Here is a 16,573-nt window from a genome sequence, read left to right as displayed (position 1 = left end):
TGGAAATTCTTAATATTAAACTTTAATACTAATAATTATGAAAGGAATGAGATCTTTAGGATTTGCAGTAGTTGCTGTAGGTTTATTGGCAGCAGCCTGCAATGATTCGGAGTCGTACAGTGCTCCGGCAGGAACTCCGTATGATCCTTCCAAGCCGGTTGAATTTTATACGTTTGAACCGGATTCGGGAGGTATGCGTACAAAGTGTATCATCAAAGGTTCTAATTTTGGAACTGATATTGAAAACATCAAGGTTCTCTTTGATAAGACACGGGAAGCTCGTGTTATATCATCCAGTGGGGATATGATTTACTGTCTGGTACCGAAACAACCGGCAGGGAATAACAGTGTCAGTGTCGTTATTGGTGAGGATACTGTTACTTGTGCGGATAAGACCTTTGGCTATTCAGTGAAAGAGTCTGTGACTACAGTTGTGGGAAAAAATGATGTTGGTGGAGATGAAGATGGTACGTTGACTGGTGCTCGTTTCAGATGGACTTGTGGCTTGGGAATGGTTACTGGTAATAACCTTTTAATCAGTGAACGTTTTGACTGGAGAATACGTATGGCTGCTTTGAACGAGAATACAGTTGTTACTTTGGTTACTGGAATACAAGCTGGTAAACCGGCCATTACTAAAGATGGTAAAACTGCATATTTTATTCGTTACGGTACTCCTCATACAGTATATAAGTTAGAGCAAGATAATTTATGGTTGCCACGTACTTTGGCCGAGGATATTCCTGGTTTTGAGGGAGCTATACAATGTGCTTGTTTTGGACCAGATGAAGAGTGGCTTTATTTTAGAGATAATGCAGGAAAGTTTGGACGTATTAATCTGGAGGATCCAGGTATTGTTGAATTACTGAATCCAAACTGTGGCTCAACGATTAATGCAACAGATAATCATCTGGTATGGCATCCGCAAATGAATTGCTTTTTGATGTCAGAAGAGTTTGCTCATGGTATTTATAAAGTTAGCTTGGATGGAAAAACGGTTGAGGAATATGTTGGTTTTAAAGGTGTAGGTGGACAAGATGGTTATTTGGATGAAGCACAAATGACTTCGCCGATGGGTATGTCTGTCGATCGTGATGGAAATATTTATGTAGCTCAAGTTCAGTGTCATACAATAAGAAAAATTGCATATCCGTCAGGGCTTGTTTCTACGATAGCCGGGTCGTACGGTGTTGCCGGGGCTGTAGATGGTGTGCCGTATTTATCCCGATTTAATGGACCATGGGATATTGTGATGGATGAAGAAGAAAACTTCTACATCGGACAATTCTGGGGAGTAAGTGTTCGTAAATTAGCAATAGAATAAGAGATATGAGAAACACATTTATAATATTTATATTGTTGCTGTTGTGTGGTCAGGTATCATACGCGCAGCAGGGCTATATGGTAGCCGGAACTGTCATGGACGAAAAAGGTGAAACCATGATAGGAGTTTCAGTGGTGGTAAAGAATAATCCGTCAAAAGGCGTTGTGACTGACTTGGATGGACGTTTTCGTATTTCCGGGCTTAATAAGAATGATATACTTCAGTTCTCTTTTATAGGTTATAAGACGGAAGAGTACAAGGTTACCAACTCGAAAGAACGGGTTAAGATTGTTTTGAAAGAGGATGTTGGAACCTTGGATGAAGTGGTTGTTGTAGGACGTTCTACAGCTCGTAAAGTGAGTGTGGTAGGAGCTGTAACGAATATAGCTCCGGCAGAATTGGATGTTCCGGCAACTTCTGTAACCAATATGTTAGGAGGTCGTGTTCCGGGTATTATTGCTGTAACGCGTAGTGGTGAACCTGGAAAAGACTTTTCAGAATTCTGGGTCAGAGGTATCAGTACATTTGGTGCCAATCAGGGTGCATTGGTGTTGATTGATGGTGTAGAAGGAAATCTGAATGACTTGGATCCTGCAGATATCGAAAGCTTCACCGTTTTGAAGGATGCCTCGGCAACAGCAGTTTATGGTGTGCGTGGTGCCAACGGTGTTGTGGTAGTGACAACTAATCGTGGTAAAGCCGGAAAACTGAAAATAGAATTTAAAACTAACGGAACCATTTCGTATGCGGCACGAATGCCGGAATATGTAGATGCATCTACTTATGCTGCTTTGGCTAACGAAGCTCGCCTTTCACGAGGATTGAAACCTCGTTATACCGATGTTGAACTGGATTTGTTTAAGAGTGGTCTGGATCCGGATCTTTATCCGAATGTAAATTGGAGAGATGTTATCCTGAAAGATCATACATTTAGTAATCAGCACTATCTGAGTGCGAGTGGTGGTGGTGAAGCTGCCCGTTACTTCTTGAGTATTGGTATTCAGAATAAAGATGCTATTTTCAATCAGGATAAGTCGGCTAATAAACACGATACAAATGTAAAATATCGGAAATATTCTTTCCGTGCTAATATCGATGCCAATCTGACAAAGACTACCGTACTTTCTTTGGGATTGGATCAGGTATTTACCATGCAGAATATGCCCGGTTACGGTGATAGTGACAATAATGATGCTCTTTGGACAGCACAGGCCAACCTGACGCCGGTAACAGTTCCTGTAAGGTATTCAGACGGTAAACTTTCCGCTTATGGAGCTAATGGTGATCAGGTATCTCCGTATGTTCAGTTGAATCATACAGGATACAAGGAACGCGACCGTTCTACTTCGAAGATGAACCTGAATCTTCGTCAGGAGTTGGATATGATAACAAAGGGCTTGTCTGTCAGTGCATTGTTCTCGTTTACAGGTAACAGTTACCATAACATTTATCGTCTGAAAATGCCGGACCTGTATTATGCAACCGACCGCTCTTTCTATGATGGCACTCTGAATACAGAATTGACTGTTCCTAAGCAGGATGCTACTTATAGTCGTACAACAGGTGCTGACAAGAAGTTCTATTTTGAAACACGTGCCGACTACGAAAGAAAGTTTGGTGACCATCGGGTATCTGGATTGGTACACTATTATATGGAGACTTACAAGACATCGGATGCTGGGGATGCTATTTCTTCGATTCCGGTACGTTACCAGGCTCTTTCCGGTCGTGCTACTTATTCTTATAAGGATACCTATCTTGTTGAAGCCAATATCGGTTATACGGGTTCTGAAAACTTCAAACCGGGAGAACAGTTCGGATTGTTCCCTGCAATAGCATTGGGATGGACTCCGACTCAATATGAATGGACCCAAGAGCACTTGCCGTTTATTAATTACCTGAAGTTCCGTGGTTCTATTGGTACTGTTGGTAACGACCGTGTTGCCGGAAACCGCCGTTTCCCTTATTTGACTACTGTTGGAGGATTGAATAGTGCTTGGGGTACAGGTATTGGAGAAGCTCAGATGGGAGCAGATAACTTACGTTGGGAAACAGCGAAAAAATACAATTTCGGTATTGATGCTCAGCTTTGGGACAATAAGATTGAATTGACTACCGATTTCTTTAAGGATATTCGTACTGGTATTTTCCAGGAGCGTGCTTCTATTCCAGAAGAAGCAGGATGGGTTTCATTGCCTTTCTCGAATGTTGGTTCAATGGAAAGTTCCGGTATCGACGGTAATGTAAGTTTCAATCAGTCTTTTGGTAAAGACTTGCATCTGACTTTACGTGGAAACTATACTATTACAAGAAATGAAATCACGAATTGGGAACAGGCCAATATCCGTTATCCATATCAGGCCAATACGGGTTATCCGTATGGAGTATTGCGTGGATTGATCGCATTGGGATTGTTCGAAGATGAGGAAGATGTAGCCAGCAGCCCACGACAGACTTTTGAAAAGGAAGTGTTGCCGGGAGATATCAAGTACAAGGATGTAAACGGTGACGGATTGATTAACGATGATGACGTAGTTCCCTTGTCTTATGCAAATACACCTTTGATACAATACGGATTTGCAGCAGAACTTCGTTATAAGAACTGGACTTTCAGTGCATTCTTTGAAGGAACAGGCAAAGCTAACTTCTTCTATGGTGGTGCAGGTTTTTATCCGTTTGTCGGCGGAGAGACAGGTAATGTATTGTCGATTGTGGCCGATCAGAAGAACCGCTGGACCAGTGCGGAAATTTCGGGTACAAAAGAAACAGAGAATCCGAATGCCCGCTTCCCACGTCTGTCTTATGGCAATAATGCCAACAATAACCGGGCTTCTACGTTCTGGATGGCCGATGCAAGTTATCTGCGTTTGAAGAATGTAGAAATCTCATATCGTTGGACAAACGCTTGGTTGCGCAATAACATTGGTATGGAGAGTGCTACCATCAGCCTGATAGGTGATAATTTGGCTTGCTGGGACGATGTGAAGTTGTGGGATCCGGGACAGGCTTCCAGCAACGGTGCCGTATATCCGTTACAACGCTCTTTTACATTGCAGTTGAATGTTAAATTTTAAAAGGTAAGAAATGAAAAAGAATTTTTATAAAATAGCTCTTTGCCTGGGATTGTGGGGATGCAGTCTGGTGTCTTGCGATTTCCTGAATGTAGACCGCTATATTGATGATATGACCAGCTTGGATTCGGTATTTTCCCGTAAAAACTTATTGGATCAATATATTAATGGAGCAGCTGCTTATCTGAATGATGAAAGCCGGTTGTATACACACTCAGCCGATCCTTTCCAGACAGCCAGTGATGAAAATTTCGTGGCTTGGAATGATGATCGCCATGCCGGTACGAAATATCTTCGGGATGAAATAAATGAATTTACTAATTATTTTGCACGTTGGGGTGAATTCTATAAAGGGATCCGGAAAGCTAATGTAGTAATTAAGCGTATCAACGAATGCTTGGATATTTCCGAAATCGACAGACGTGATTATGCCGGAAAGGCTTATTTCTTAAGAGGATATTATTATTATCTTTTGATTCGTCAATATGGTCCGGTACCTATTATTCCGGATGACCCATTCGAAACTGATGAAACGATCGAAAATATGGCTATAGAAAGAAATACGTTCGATGAATGCTGCGATTATATTTGCGAATCTATGGAAATGGCTTCACAAATGCTTTTGCAACGACGTTCGGCGACTTCCGAGATCTATCAGCCGACTAAAGGGGCTGCTTTGGCTGTGATTTCGAGAGTTCGTCTGATGCAGGCTAGTCCGTGGTTCAATGGAAATACAGCTTACAGTGGCTGGCAAACTTCGGATGGAAGAGACTTCATTTCTCAAAGCTATGATCCCGACAGATGGGGACAAGCTGCATTGGCTGCAAAGGAAGTGATGGACTTGGGAGTATATAAACTTCATACTATTCCTAAAAATACCAAGACGCCTGAACTTCCAGCCAATGTCTCAAAAGAATCTTTCCCGAACGGTGCAGGAAATATTGACCCGTTGCGCTCGTACAGTGAGTTGTTTAATGGAGAAACTCCTTTGCAGTCGAACGACGAAATAATTTACGCTTGTGACTCGTGGAGAGGAGGTGATGAATCGGTCAACTGGATTGTAATGCCACAAGCAATGGGTGGAGCAAATGGATTGAGCTTGACACAAAGTCTGATTGATGCTTATTACATGGTAGATGGTCGTGATATTAATAATTCGAGTGCCGAATATCCTTATCCAGGACCTGATGAGGCTTACAAGGAAGTCGGAACTTCTTCTGGTGCTTTGCTCGAATTTTCCGGATACGAAATAATGCCTCGTACAGCTAAGATGTTTGTCAACAGAGAACCTCGTTTCTATGCTTCTATAGGCTTTTGTCATTGTTTCTGGCCGGGTTCTTCTTATCTGGGTACGGAGACCAGTTACAAAAATATTGAGGCTACTTATTATAAGGATGGAACGGTTCAGCCTAATGCTCAATTGCCGGATGATAAATGTCATAGCGGATATACATTGAAGAAGTATACCAATCCGGAAGATAATCTGAAAGGTACTAACCGTCAGAAAGCTTTCCCCATCATCCGTTATGCTGAAATCCTGCTGAACTATGCGGAAGCTTTGAATGAAATGGATGGTACGTATACCGATCCTGAAAGTGGTGAAACGATTACGCGTGATCCGGCTGAAATTTGCAAGGCTTTCAACCAAATACGTTACCGTGCCGGTCTGCCGGGTATAACGGAAGCTGAGGCCAACAATCGTGAGGCAATGCGTGACCTGATAAAGCGCGAACGCCAGATTGAGTTTGCATGCGAACATATGCGTTTCTTTGATTTGAGACGTTGGGGTGATGCTATGGAGATGTTGAACAAACCTATTATGGGTATGAACGTAGAGGCTAAGTCTAACGAACGCCAGCTGTTCTATACGCCGACTATTGTTAATTACAAGTATGCGCGTCGTTCGTTCTCGTTCAAGATGAACTTCTTCCCGATTCATAGAAATACGCTTGACAAGAATCCCAAACTGGTACAGAACCCCGGTTGGTAATTAATGAAGTTATTGTAAATAATGGAAAATAATTATGAGAAAATTTATATATTTATTGGCCGCATCCGGATTGATGCTTTCTTTTTCCGGATGTATTGAAGATCCGCTGAAGGATGAGCAGTATGTGAAGAAAGTATTCATTGTTGGTGCTGCTGACGAGGTACAGACGAAGAGTGTATATTTTACTCCGGACGAGGAGCAGGAGACTTATATTTCGGTTGGGGTAGGCGGAAGCCTGGTGATCGATTCAGATGTACAGTTTACTTTGGTAGAGGCTGACGATGCAATTGATGAGTACAATCAGCGATATATCGGTGAAGGGCAGCCTCGTTATCATAAGATTGATGAAGGGTTATACAGCGTTCCTTCCATGTCTGGGGTGATTAAGGCTGGCGATACGTATGCACGTGTGCCTATTAAGATTAAGGCACGCGAGTTGGAATGTGATTCGCTTTATATGCTGTCTTTCAAACTGGCTTCAGCTTCCTGCGAGATTTCGAAACCGGATACGATTCTGCTGTTTACGTTCAATATGGCTAATCAATATTCTGACAGTTACCAGTTGAACGTCATTAAACAAGAGTTGCAGGATGGTCAGCCGGTGGGAGATCCGTCAATGGTAGCATCGGTACGTACGCTGAAGGCAATAGATGAGCATGAAGTGCGTTTCTTCAATCTGGCCACTATTGAAGAAAACCGTAACATCGCCAGCTCCTGCATCCGCATGAAGATCAACCCCGAAGACAATACGCTGAGTATGTCTGGTTGGGATAAGCTGGAGGTACTTTCGAGCGAAGGTGTGTACGATCCCGAGACAAAAGGCTTTACGTTCAAGTATGTATATCGCGATACTGACGGAAAGACTTATAGTGTGGACGGTACGCTGAAACAGCTTGAAGAAAATTAAGGGGTGGAACGGAGATTATTCGTCGTGCATTGCATTCTGTGTATCGGATTGCGTGCCGCGGATAATCTTCCGTTGCTTTTGGGATACTTTGACATCCTGTTGTAATTTAATAAATTGGACTAAGTAAATGAGATTATTATTTCTGTTATTATTGAGTGCATTGACGGCGCTTCGTGCATCGGCGGCAGACGATCTGTTTAAGCCTGTCCGGAGTGTCGACTTGCGTGCACCTTCTGTTCCGCTGATCACGTCGGATCCTTATTTCTCCATTTGGTCTCCGTATGATAAGTTGACCGATGGAAATACCGAACATTGGACTGCGGACGAACATCCTATCATGGGGGCTATACGTGTAGATGGAAAGACTTATCGTTTCATGGGAAAAGACCGCCAGGTCTACGAAGCGATATTGCCTATGACGGATGATGAGGCGTGGGAAGGATGCTTTCTGATGGATCGTGCTCCCGAAGAGAATTGGTATGAGCTGGATTATAACGACGGACATTGGAACATAGGAAAGGCTGCGTTCGGAACTTCGGAAAACAAGCGGATAAAAACAAAATGGAGTAAGGAAAACTCCGACATCTGGGTACGGAGAGAATTCGTAATGGATTCGTTGGATGAGGATGTTCCGTTGTTGCTGAAGTATTCGCATGACGATGTGACGGAGATCTATTTGAATGGTAATCTGTTGGTCTCTACGGGGAATACATGGAGAAACGATGTCTGGAAAGAACTGTCGGTTGCCGAGAAGCAGATGTTGCGGAAGGGAAAGAATGTCATTGCGGTTCACTGCCACAACACGGTGCATGGTGCCTATCTTGACTTTGGCTTGTATAGAAAAGGTGATTCCGTATGTCGTTTCGACAACGAGGCGCACCAGAAATCGGTGGACGTATTGCCTACGCAGACCTATTATACATTTGAATGCGGTCCGGTCGAACTGGATTTGGCTTTTACAGCCCCGTTGCTGATGGACGACCTCGATTTGATTTCTACTCCGATCAATTATATTTCTTACCGTGTGCGTTCGCTGGACAAGAAGCAGCACGATGTACAGGTCTATTTCGAAACATCTCCGTTATTGGCTGTGCACGAAGTCAGCCAGCCGGTAAAGTCGGAAGCTTTTGCAAAGAACGGAATGGATTATTTGCGGGCCGGAACAGTAGATCAAGCCTATACTGCCCGTAAGGGTGACATCGTTCGGATAGACTGGGGACATGTTTATTTGGCATCGGCCAAAGGAATTGGCAAGAAGACAGCTTTAGGCACTTATTATGGCTTAAAGAGGTCTTTCCTCGATGAAGGAACGATTTCGCCGGAATTTTATTCGTTGGAAAGTACGGGGCAACAGACCATGCCTGTGATGGCTTACACCGACAACCTGGGTAAGGTGGATGTCGACGGAAAGTCGGGCTTCCTGATGCTGGGCTATGATGATGTCTATGCCTTGGAATATTTCTATAAACGTCGGCAAGCTTACTGGAAGCACGACGGAAGGGTAGATATATTTACTGCCTTCGAGCGTGCGCACGCCGACTATGCATCGCGGATGGAACGCTGCCGTGCTTTCGACCTGGAACTGATGAATGAGGCTGAGAAGGCCGGCGGAAAAGAGTATGCCGAACTGTTGGCATTGGTTTACCGGCAAACGATAGCTGCGCATAAGCTGTTTACCGATGACGACGGGAACGTACTCTTCTTCTCTAAGGAAAACAATAGTAATGGGTGTGTCAATACGGTTGATATCACCTATCCGTCGGCTCCCTTGTTCCTGGTCTACAATCCGGAGTTGCTGAAGGGAATGATGCGTTCTATTTTCTATTACAGTGAGAGCGGACGTTGGAAGAAACCTTATCCGACACACGATTTAGGAACATACCCCATTGCCAACGGAGTGGTTTACGGGGGAGACATGCCGATTGAAGAGGCTGGCAACATGGTGATTCTGACTACAGCCATATCGCTGAGAGAGAACAATGCTGCATTTGCGGCTCAGCATTGGCAGACGTTGACAACGTGGACGAATTATTTGGCCGAGTACGGATTGGATCCCGAGAACCAGGTGTGTACGGACGATTTTGCCGGGCATTGGGCACATAACGTCAACTTGTCTGTAAAGGCTATTGTTGCAATTGCCGGCTATGCTGAAATGGCACGCATGTTAGGCTACGACTCTGTGGCTGACGAATTCGGGCAAAAGGCACGTGACATGGCGACCGAATGGGAGAAGATGGCTTTTGACGGAGACCATTACCGGCTGGCATTCGACAAGCCGGGAACCTGGAGCCAGAAGTATAACATGGTTTGGGACAAAGTTTTCGGGTGGAATCTCTTTCCGGCCAAAGTGGCCGAAACGGAAATGAAGTTCTATCACGGCAAGATGAACGCTTACGGTCTGCCTTTGGACTCGCGCGAAACTTATAGCAAAAACGATTGGATTATGTGGACTGCCTGTCTGGGAACGCAGGACGATTTCCTGAAGTTTGTCCATACCGTGTATAAGTATGCCGATGAAACGTCCTCGCGTGTGCCATTAAGCGACTGGTATGATACGAAGTCGGCCAATATGATGAGTTTCAAGGCTCGTTCCGTGGTAGGAGGGTTCTATATGAAGCTTCTCATGGAACGTCTGAATTTGAAAAAGTAGGTTCTTTCTGTTTATTGTGAATAAAAGTATGATAGTATGATCAAAAAAATCTTTCTTCTCTCCCTGTTGCTTCTGACTGTCAGGCCGGATGCCTTTCTGCGTGCGCAGGGACTTGTTGACTATGTCAATCCCCTGATGGGAACACAATCCACTTTCGAACTTTCGGCGGGAAACACTTATCCGGCCATTGCAAGGCCGTGGGGTATGAACTTCTGGACTCCGCAGACGGGAAAGATGGGCAACGGGTGGCAGTATGTCTATACGTCGAATAAGATACGCGGCTTCAAGCAGACACACCAGCCCAGTCCGTGGATGAACGATTACGGACAGTTCTCCATTATGCCGCTGACCGGTAAACCCGAATTCGACGAAGAGAAGCGGGCCAGCTGGTTCTCGCACAAGGCAGAGGTGGCAAAGCCCCATTATTATAAGGTATACCTGTCCGATTACGATGTCCTCACCGAGCTGACGCCTACCGAACGGGCGGTGATGTTCCGTTTCACGTTCCCCGACAGCGAGCGTTCGTACATCGTGGTCGATGCTTTCGATAAGGGTTCGTACGTCAAGATATTGCCGGACGAGAGACGAATCGTAGGCTATACGACACGCAACACCGGCGGGGTGCCCGACAACTTCAAAAACTATTTTGTGATAGAGTTCGACAAACCTTTCACCTATACGGCTGCGGTGGACAACGGCAACTTGCGAGAGGGTGTCTGCGAGCAGCAATCTGCGCATGCGGGAGCCGTAATCGGCTTCTCTACCCGTAAGGGCGAGAAAGTGCACGCGCGGATAGCTTCTTCGTTTATCGGTTACGAACAGGCCGAACGCAACCTGCTGGAACTGGCCTCCGACGGCTTCGACGCACTGGTGCAGAAAGGAGCCGAGGCCTGGAACGACGTACTGGGACGCATCGAGGTAGAAGGTGGCAGCTGGGAGCAACAGCGCACGTTTTATTCGTGCCTGTACCGTTCGCTGCTTTTCCCGCGGGCGTTTTACGAGTTCGATGCCGATGGAAATCCGGTGCACTACAGTCCTTACAACGGACAGGTCCTGCCCGGCTACATGTACACCGATACGGGTTTTTGGGATACATTCCGCTGTCTGTTCCCTTTCCTGAACCTGATGTATCCTTCTGTGAACCGTCAGATGCAGGAAGGACTGCTCAATGCGTATCGCGAAAGCGGCTTCTTCCCCGAATGGGCCAGCCCGGGACATCGCGACTGCATGATTGGCAACAACTCGGCTTCGGTGCTGGTCGACGCTTATCTGAAAGGAGTGCAGGTGGACGATGTGGAGACGCTTTATCGCGGCCTGGTGCATGGCACGGAGCATGTGCATCCGAAGGTTCCTTCCACTGGCCGTCTGGGACATGACTACTACAACCGTCTGGGCTATGTGCCTTACGATGTGAACATCAAGGAGAACACGGCCCGCACGCTGGAGTACGCCTATAATGATTGGTGCATCTACCGTCTGGCCAAGGCGTTGAACCGTCCGGCAGAAGAGCAGAAACGCTTTGCCGAACGTGCGATGAACTACCGGAACGTGTTCGACCCCGAAAGTCGTCTGATGCGCGGACGCAACAAGGGTGGCGATTTCCAGTCGCCTTTCTCGCCGCTGAAGTGGGGCGACGCATTTACCGAAGGAAACAGCTGGCACTACACCTGGTCTGTATTCCACGACCCGCAGGGACTGATCGACCTGATGGGAGGCCGTGAGGCTTTTGTGACGATGCTCGATTCAGTGTTTGCCGTTCCGCCTTTGTTCGACGACAGCTATTACGGACAGGTGATACACGAGATTCGTGAGATGACGGTGATGAACATGGGCAACTATGCGCATGGCAACCAGCCGATTCAGCACATGATATACCTGTACAACTATGCCGGACAGCCCTGGAAGGCGCAATACTGGCTGCGCCGTGTGATGGACGAACTGTATTCGCCTACGCCCGACGGCTATTGCGGCGACGAGGACAACGGGCAGACTTCGGCTTGGTATGTGTTCTCGGCTCTGGGCTTCTATCCGGTATGTCCGGGGACGGACGAGTACGTGCTTGGCTCACCGCTGTTCCGCAAGGCCACACTTCATCTTGAAAACGGACACACGCTCTCCATCGAGGCACCCGATAACAGTCGCGAGAATGTCTACGTGAAGTCGCTCCGCTGGCAGGGGAAGAACTATACCCGAAACTACCTGAAACACTTCGACTTGTTGCAAGGCGGACGACTGGTGTTCGGTATGGACGATCATCCGGCCACGAACCGCGGTACGAAGCCGGCAGACTTCCCGTACTCTTTCTCGAACGAACAGCAATGATTCTTCGGTGCAAAGGCGGCAGTCGGATGAAGAAAGAAATAGGTTAGTCACTGTCTTATCCCGAAACGGTCTTTGTGCAGAAACGAAAAGAGGCTGTCGGACAAACGCCGACAGCCTCTTTCTTTTGTTTTTTCAGGCTTGTATTTATGCCTTCACGCGGCCCACGTAAGAACCGTCGCGAGTATCGATTTCGATGGTTTCGCCTTCGTTGATGAAGAGGGGAACACGTACAGTGGCACCCGACTCAACAGTAGCAGGCTTCAGGGTGTTGGTGGCAGTATCGCCTTTCAGACCCGGCTCAGTGTAAGTAATCTTCTGCTGTACCTTGATAGGCATGTCGGCATAGAGTACGGTTTCAGTCGAAGCATCGGAAACTACATCTACTACCTGGCCTTCGAGCAGGAAGTCAACACCGTTGATCAGGTCGTGAGCGATGGGAATCTGTTCGAAAGTCTCCTGGTTCATGAACATGTAGTCCTCGCCTTCCTGATAGAGGTATTGGTAGGGGCGGCGTTCTACGCGCACGTCTTCCAGCTTTTCGCCGATGTTGAAGCGGCGTTCCAGCACGTAGCCGTTTACAACGTCTTTCAGTTTCGTACGCATGAAAGTGTTACCTTTTCCCGGTTTTACATGCAGGAAGTCGATGCAGAAATACAGCTTGCCGTCCATGCGGATGCAAGTTCCGATTTTAATGTCTTGGGCATTAATCATAACTATCTTCTTTTATTTATATATGTATTTTAATTTAAGTCTTTCAAGCAAGTTCGATCCAGTCATGCGAGGCGGCGTCCTCCGGTCGGACACGGACTGTAGTGTGTTCTCTTCTTGCGAAATGCGGGTGCAAAATTAATGGAATTCGGTAAAAATCGCAAAAACTTTTGAGAGAAAATGAGTTATCTCTTGGTTATTTTGAAAAAAGTCTCTATTTTTGCAGCCCGAATTCGTGAGAATAATAACGTAAAAAAGATACAATAATGAAAAGAACATTTCAACCCTCCAACAGAAAGAGAAGAAACAAACACGGTTTCCGTGAGAGAATGGCTACAGCCAATGGCCGCAGAGTATTGGCAGCACGTCGTGCTAAAGGTCGCAAGAAACTGACTGTTTCTGACGAATACAACGGAGTGAAGGCCTAAGCCGTTCCCTTGTAACGAAAAGATAAAGAAGAGAGTACATCCGGTGCGGATGTGCTCTCTTTTTTTCTGCCCCTGCGGGCGGCGACGGGCCTTTTGTGGGACACTTGTACGGCTCGCGAGCGATGCAAGTGTGGCTCGTGAGCCGTACAAGTGTCTCTCGCGAGCCGTGCAAGTGTTGTATAAAGCCTGTTGCAGGCACTCGTGTCCTTTCCGCTGAAATTCCACCCTCAACTTTCGTGTTTCTTGCTACTATTGCGTATCTTTGCCCCAAATAACGCATCAATTATGACGATAAAAGAATTTTTCTCTTTCCGCCAGAACCGCTTTTTCTGGCTGAACATACTGGCAATGATTATCGTGCTCGTCGCCGTAGTCTACGGCGTGCTGAAGGGCCTCGACGTATATACCCGCCACGGACAGGCAGTCACCGTCCCCGACATCAAGGGGATGAGCGTCGCCCAGGCACAGCAGTTGCTGCTCAACCGTGGGCTGTCTGGTGTCGTGTCCGACTCGACCTATGTCAAGAAGCTCCCTGCCGGAAGCATCCTCGACCACAACCCCTCGGCCGGACAGCGTGTCAAGCAGGGGCGCATCGTCTACCTTACTATCAACACCCTTAGCGTGCCCCTGTGCAATGTCCCCGACGTGGCCGACAACAGCTCCCTCCGTCAGGCCGAAGCCCGTCTGCTGGCAGCCGGATTCCGACTCGACTCCATTCGCAAGATACCCGGCGAAACGGACTGGGTGTACAGCGTCGAGTACAAAGGACGCCCCCTGGCCATCGGCGAGCAGGTGCCCGTAGGCTCCATGCTGCGACTCGTTGTCGGAAACGGTGAGAAAGAGCCCGAACTGGAGACCGACTCCCTCGGAGTGGAAGATACGGCCGGTGCCGAAACCGGTGCTCCTGCCGACGAAGACGAAGAATCCTGGTTCTGACACCGCCCATCGCTATAACGTACCAACAGACTGCAACTATGACTACCGACATACCAGCTGACAGAAAAGACATTTCGGCCGCGCTGCCCGACACCCCGCTGCCCGACGCCGAACCCATCGATGCCGACGACCTTGACGACATCGAACCCGTGGGCGAGGCGGCACAGCTCTACGAACACTTCCGTGTGGTGGTGGACCGCGGACAGGAGATGATGCGCGTCGACAAGTACCTCTTCGACCGCCTGACCAACGCTTCGCGCAACCGCATACAGAAGGCTGCCGACGCAGGCTTCGTCATGGCCAACGGTCGCCCCGTGAAGAGCAGCTACAAGGTGAAGCCGCTGGACGTCATCACCATTATGATGGACCGTCCCCGCTACGACAACGAGGTCATCCCCGAAGACATCCCGCTCGACATCGTCTATGAAGACCGCTACCTGATGGTGGTGAACAAGCCTGCCGGACTTGTCGTACACCCCGGCCATGGCAACTACCACGGTACGCTGGTCAACGCCATTGCCTGGCATATGAAGGACGTCCCCGACTACGATGCCAACGACCCCCACGTGGGCCTCGTTCACCGCATCGACAAGGATACCTCCGGCTTGCTCGTCATCGCCAAGACCCCCGATGCGAAGACCAACCTGGGCAACCAGTTCTTCCATAAGACTACGAAGCGCCGCTACCGTGCCCTGGTGTGGGGTAACGTCGAACAGGACGAAGGAACCATAACGGGCGACATCGGCCGCAACCCGCGCGACCGCATGCAGATGGCTGTCCTGCCCGATGGCGAAGGAAAGCATGCCGTCACCCACTACCGCGTACTCGAACGCTTCGGCTACGTCACCCTCGTCGAGTGCATCCTCGAAACCGGACGCACCCACCAGATACGCGTGCACATGAAGCACATCGGCCACGTCCTCTTCAACGACGAGCGCTACGGCGGCCACGAGATACTGAAAGGAACGCATTTTGCAAAATATAAACAATTCGTAAACAACTGCTTCGACACCTGTCCGCGACAGGCGCTTCACGCCATGACGCTGGGCTTCGTCCATCCCGTCACCGGCCAGGAGATGCACTTCACCTCCCAGCTGCCCGACGACATGTCACGGCTCATCGACAAGTGGCGGAGCTACATCAGTAACAGAAACTTAGAATGAAACGTACAATTGCCATCGTAGGCGGAGGCGATACCTCCGAATTTCATGTTTCCCTGCGTAGTGCACAGGGCATTTACTCCTTCATCGACAAGGAGAAGTACACACTCTATATCGTACAGATGCACGGACTCGACTGGCACGTGCAGCTGCCCGACGGAACCACAGTGCCCGTCGACCGCAACGACTTCAGCTTTCAGCTCGACGGCCGCAAGGTGACCTTCGACTTTGCCTATATCACCATTCACGGCACGCCCGGCGAAGACGGACGTCTGCAAGGCTACTTTGACATGCTCCACATCCCGTACTCCTGCTGCGGAGTGCTGGCTGCCTCGCTCACTTACGACAAGTTTGCCTGCAACCAGTACCTCAAGTCTTTCGGCGTGCGCATCGCCGACTCGTTGCTTCTGCGCCGGGGCCAGACCATCAGCGACGACGATGTCATTGAAAAGATAGGCCTGCCCTGTTTCATCAAGCCCAGCCTGGGCGGATCGAGCTTCGGAGTCACCAAGGTGAAGACGCGCGACGAAATACAGCCCGCCATCGCCAAGGCTTTCGACGAGGCACAGGAAGTAGTCATCGAAGCCTTCATGGACGGCACCGAACTGACTTGCGGCTGCTATAAGACGCGCCAGAAGTCTGTAGTCTTCCCCATCACCGAAGTCGTAAGCCACAACGAATACTTCGATTACAAGGCCAAGTACAACGGTGAGTCCGACGAGATTACCCCCGCCCGCATTCCCGATGAGCTGCGCGACCGCGTACAGCAACTCACTTCGGCCATTTACGACATACTCGGTGCACGCGGCATTATCCGTGTGGACTACATCGTCACCGCCGGCGAGAAGATCAACTTGCTCGAAGTGAACACCACCCCGGGCATGACGGCCACGAGCTTCATCCCCCAGCAGGTGCGTGCCGCAGGCATGGACATCAAAGACGTGATGACCGACATCATCGAGAACGCTTTCGAAAAATAAAGAACAGGGAAATGAAGAATGAGGAATGAAGAATGAAGAATTTCTTGCAGACCGACGGTCGCATGGCTTCGTAGCTTCACTATCATATTATCACATT

General features: G+C 48.2%; 11 protein-coding genes. 10 read left to right on the top strand and 1 reads right to left on the bottom strand.

Translation table 11 applies throughout. The features are described 5' to 3' along the window. The first annotated feature begins 37 nt into the window (after positions 1–37). From Q3C19_RS02810 to Q3C19_RS02785, 6 genes are all read left to right on the top strand, one after another. Positions 38–1,324, top strand: a complete 1,287-nt coding sequence (locus Q3C19_RS02810; protein ID WP_302727086.1) for an IPT/TIG domain-containing protein — start codon at positions 38–40, stop codon at positions 1,322–1,324. Between the two features lie 5 nt (positions 1,325–1,329). Continuing rightward, positions 1,330–4,398: a TonB-dependent receptor gene (locus tag Q3C19_RS02805; protein ID WP_113740836.1), complete on the top strand. Its 3,069-nt coding sequence runs from the start codon at positions 1,330–1,332 to the stop codon at positions 4,396–4,398. Between the two features lie 10 nt (positions 4,399–4,408). Then, the gene (locus tag Q3C19_RS02800) at positions 4,409–6,385 is read left to right on the top strand and encodes a RagB/SusD family nutrient uptake outer membrane protein (RefSeq protein ID WP_302727083.1); all 1,977 of its coding nucleotides are present in this window, start codon (positions 4,409–4,411) and stop codon (positions 6,383–6,385) included. Positions 6,386–6,419: 34 nt separating this feature from the next. Continuing rightward, positions 6,420–7,292, top strand: a complete 873-nt coding sequence (locus Q3C19_RS02795) for a DUF4361 domain-containing protein (RefSeq protein ID WP_083380867.1) — start codon at positions 6,420–6,422, stop codon at positions 7,290–7,292. A 127-nt stretch (positions 7,293–7,419) separates the two neighbouring features. Beyond that, the gene (locus tag Q3C19_RS02790) at positions 7,420–9,942 is read left to right on the top strand and encodes a glutaminase family protein (protein WP_302727079.1); all 2,523 of its coding nucleotides are present in this window, start codon (positions 7,420–7,422) and stop codon (positions 9,940–9,942) included. A gap of 36 nt (positions 9,943–9,978) precedes the next feature. Next, positions 9,979–12,264, top strand: coding sequence for a GH92 family glycosyl hydrolase (locus tag Q3C19_RS02785; protein WP_302727077.1), 2,286 nt, complete (start codon positions 9,979–9,981; stop codon positions 12,262–12,264). A 144-nt stretch (positions 12,265–12,408) separates the two neighbouring features. On the opposite strand, the gene efp is transcribed toward Q3C19_RS02785, so the two are convergent. Further along, a complete protein-coding gene (gene efp / locus Q3C19_RS02780; RefSeq protein WP_277120495.1) occupies positions 12,409–12,975 on the bottom strand; it encodes an elongation factor P in 567 nt (188 codons plus the stop codon). 263 nt (positions 12,976–13,238) lie between these two features. On the opposite strand from efp, the gene rpmH reads away from it, so the two are divergent. The 4 genes from rpmH to Q3C19_RS02760 all read left to right on the top strand — a co-directional run bounded on the left by rpmH (position 13,239) and on the right by Q3C19_RS02760 (position 16,476). Continuing rightward, positions 13,239–13,400, top strand: coding sequence for a 50S ribosomal protein L34 (gene rpmH, locus Q3C19_RS02775; RefSeq protein WP_007564314.1), 162 nt, complete (start codon positions 13,239–13,241; stop codon positions 13,398–13,400). Positions 13,401–13,685: 285 nt separating this feature from the next. Beyond that, complete coding sequence (locus Q3C19_RS02770; protein ID WP_022163914.1) at positions 13,686–14,336, top strand: PASTA domain-containing protein; 651 nt, start codon at positions 13,686–13,688, stop codon at positions 14,334–14,336. A 38-nt stretch (positions 14,337–14,374) separates the two neighbouring features. Further along, positions 14,375–15,499, top strand: a complete 1,125-nt coding sequence (locus Q3C19_RS02765; RefSeq protein ID WP_302727071.1) for an RluA family pseudouridine synthase — start codon at positions 14,375–14,377, stop codon at positions 15,497–15,499. Continuing rightward, positions 15,496–16,476, top strand: coding sequence for a D-alanine--D-alanine ligase (locus Q3C19_RS02760; protein ID WP_022163916.1), 981 nt, complete (start codon positions 15,496–15,498; stop codon positions 16,474–16,476). The genes Q3C19_RS02765 and Q3C19_RS02760 overlap by 4 nt, the downstream gene beginning before the upstream one ends. The last annotated feature ends 97 nt before the right edge of the window (positions 16,477–16,573 follow it).

Origin of the sequence: Bacteroides sp. ET489, assembly GCF_030518095.1 — a bacterium.
Lineage (GTDB): Bacteria > Bacteroidota > Bacteroidia > Bacteroidales > Bacteroidaceae > Bacteroides > Bacteroides ndongoniae.
This window is presented reverse-complemented; position numbering and strand designations above follow the sequence as displayed.

What these genes read in the sequence shown, in the direction of transcription:
- Q3C19_RS02810 (WP_302727086.1), top strand. Translation starts at nt 38, where the DNA reads ATGAAAGGAATGAGATCTTTAGGATTTGCAGTAGTTGCTGTAGGTTTA.
- Q3C19_RS02805 (WP_113740836.1), top strand. Translation starts at nt 1,330, where the DNA reads ATGAGAAACACATTTATAATATTTATATTGTTGCTGTTGTGTGGTCAG.
- Q3C19_RS02800 (WP_302727083.1), top strand. Translation starts at nt 4,409, where the DNA reads ATGAAAAAGAATTTTTATAAAATAGCTCTTTGCCTGGGATTGTGGGGA.
- Q3C19_RS02795 (WP_083380867.1), top strand. Translation starts at nt 6,420, where the DNA reads ATGAGAAAATTTATATATTTATTGGCCGCATCCGGATTGATGCTTTCT.
- Q3C19_RS02790 (WP_302727079.1), top strand. Translation starts at nt 7,420, where the DNA reads ATGAGATTATTATTTCTGTTATTATTGAGTGCATTGACGGCGCTTCGT.
- Q3C19_RS02785 (WP_302727077.1), top strand. Translation starts at nt 9,979, where the DNA reads ATGATCAAAAAAATCTTTCTTCTCTCCCTGTTGCTTCTGACTGTCAGG.
- efp (WP_277120495.1), bottom strand. Translation starts at nt 12,975, where the DNA reads ATGATTAATGCCCAAGACATTAAAATCGGAACTTGCATCCGCATGGAC.
- rpmH (WP_007564314.1), top strand. Translation starts at nt 13,239, where the DNA reads ATGAAAAGAACATTTCAACCCTCCAACAGAAAGAGAAGAAACAAACAC.
- Q3C19_RS02770 (WP_022163914.1), top strand. Translation starts at nt 13,686, where the DNA reads ATGACGATAAAAGAATTTTTCTCTTTCCGCCAGAACCGCTTTTTCTGG.
- Q3C19_RS02765 (WP_302727071.1), top strand. Translation starts at nt 14,375, where the DNA reads ATGACTACCGACATACCAGCTGACAGAAAAGACATTTCGGCCGCGCTG.
- Q3C19_RS02760 (WP_022163916.1), top strand. Translation starts at nt 15,496, where the DNA reads ATGAAACGTACAATTGCCATCGTAGGCGGAGGCGATACCTCCGAATTT.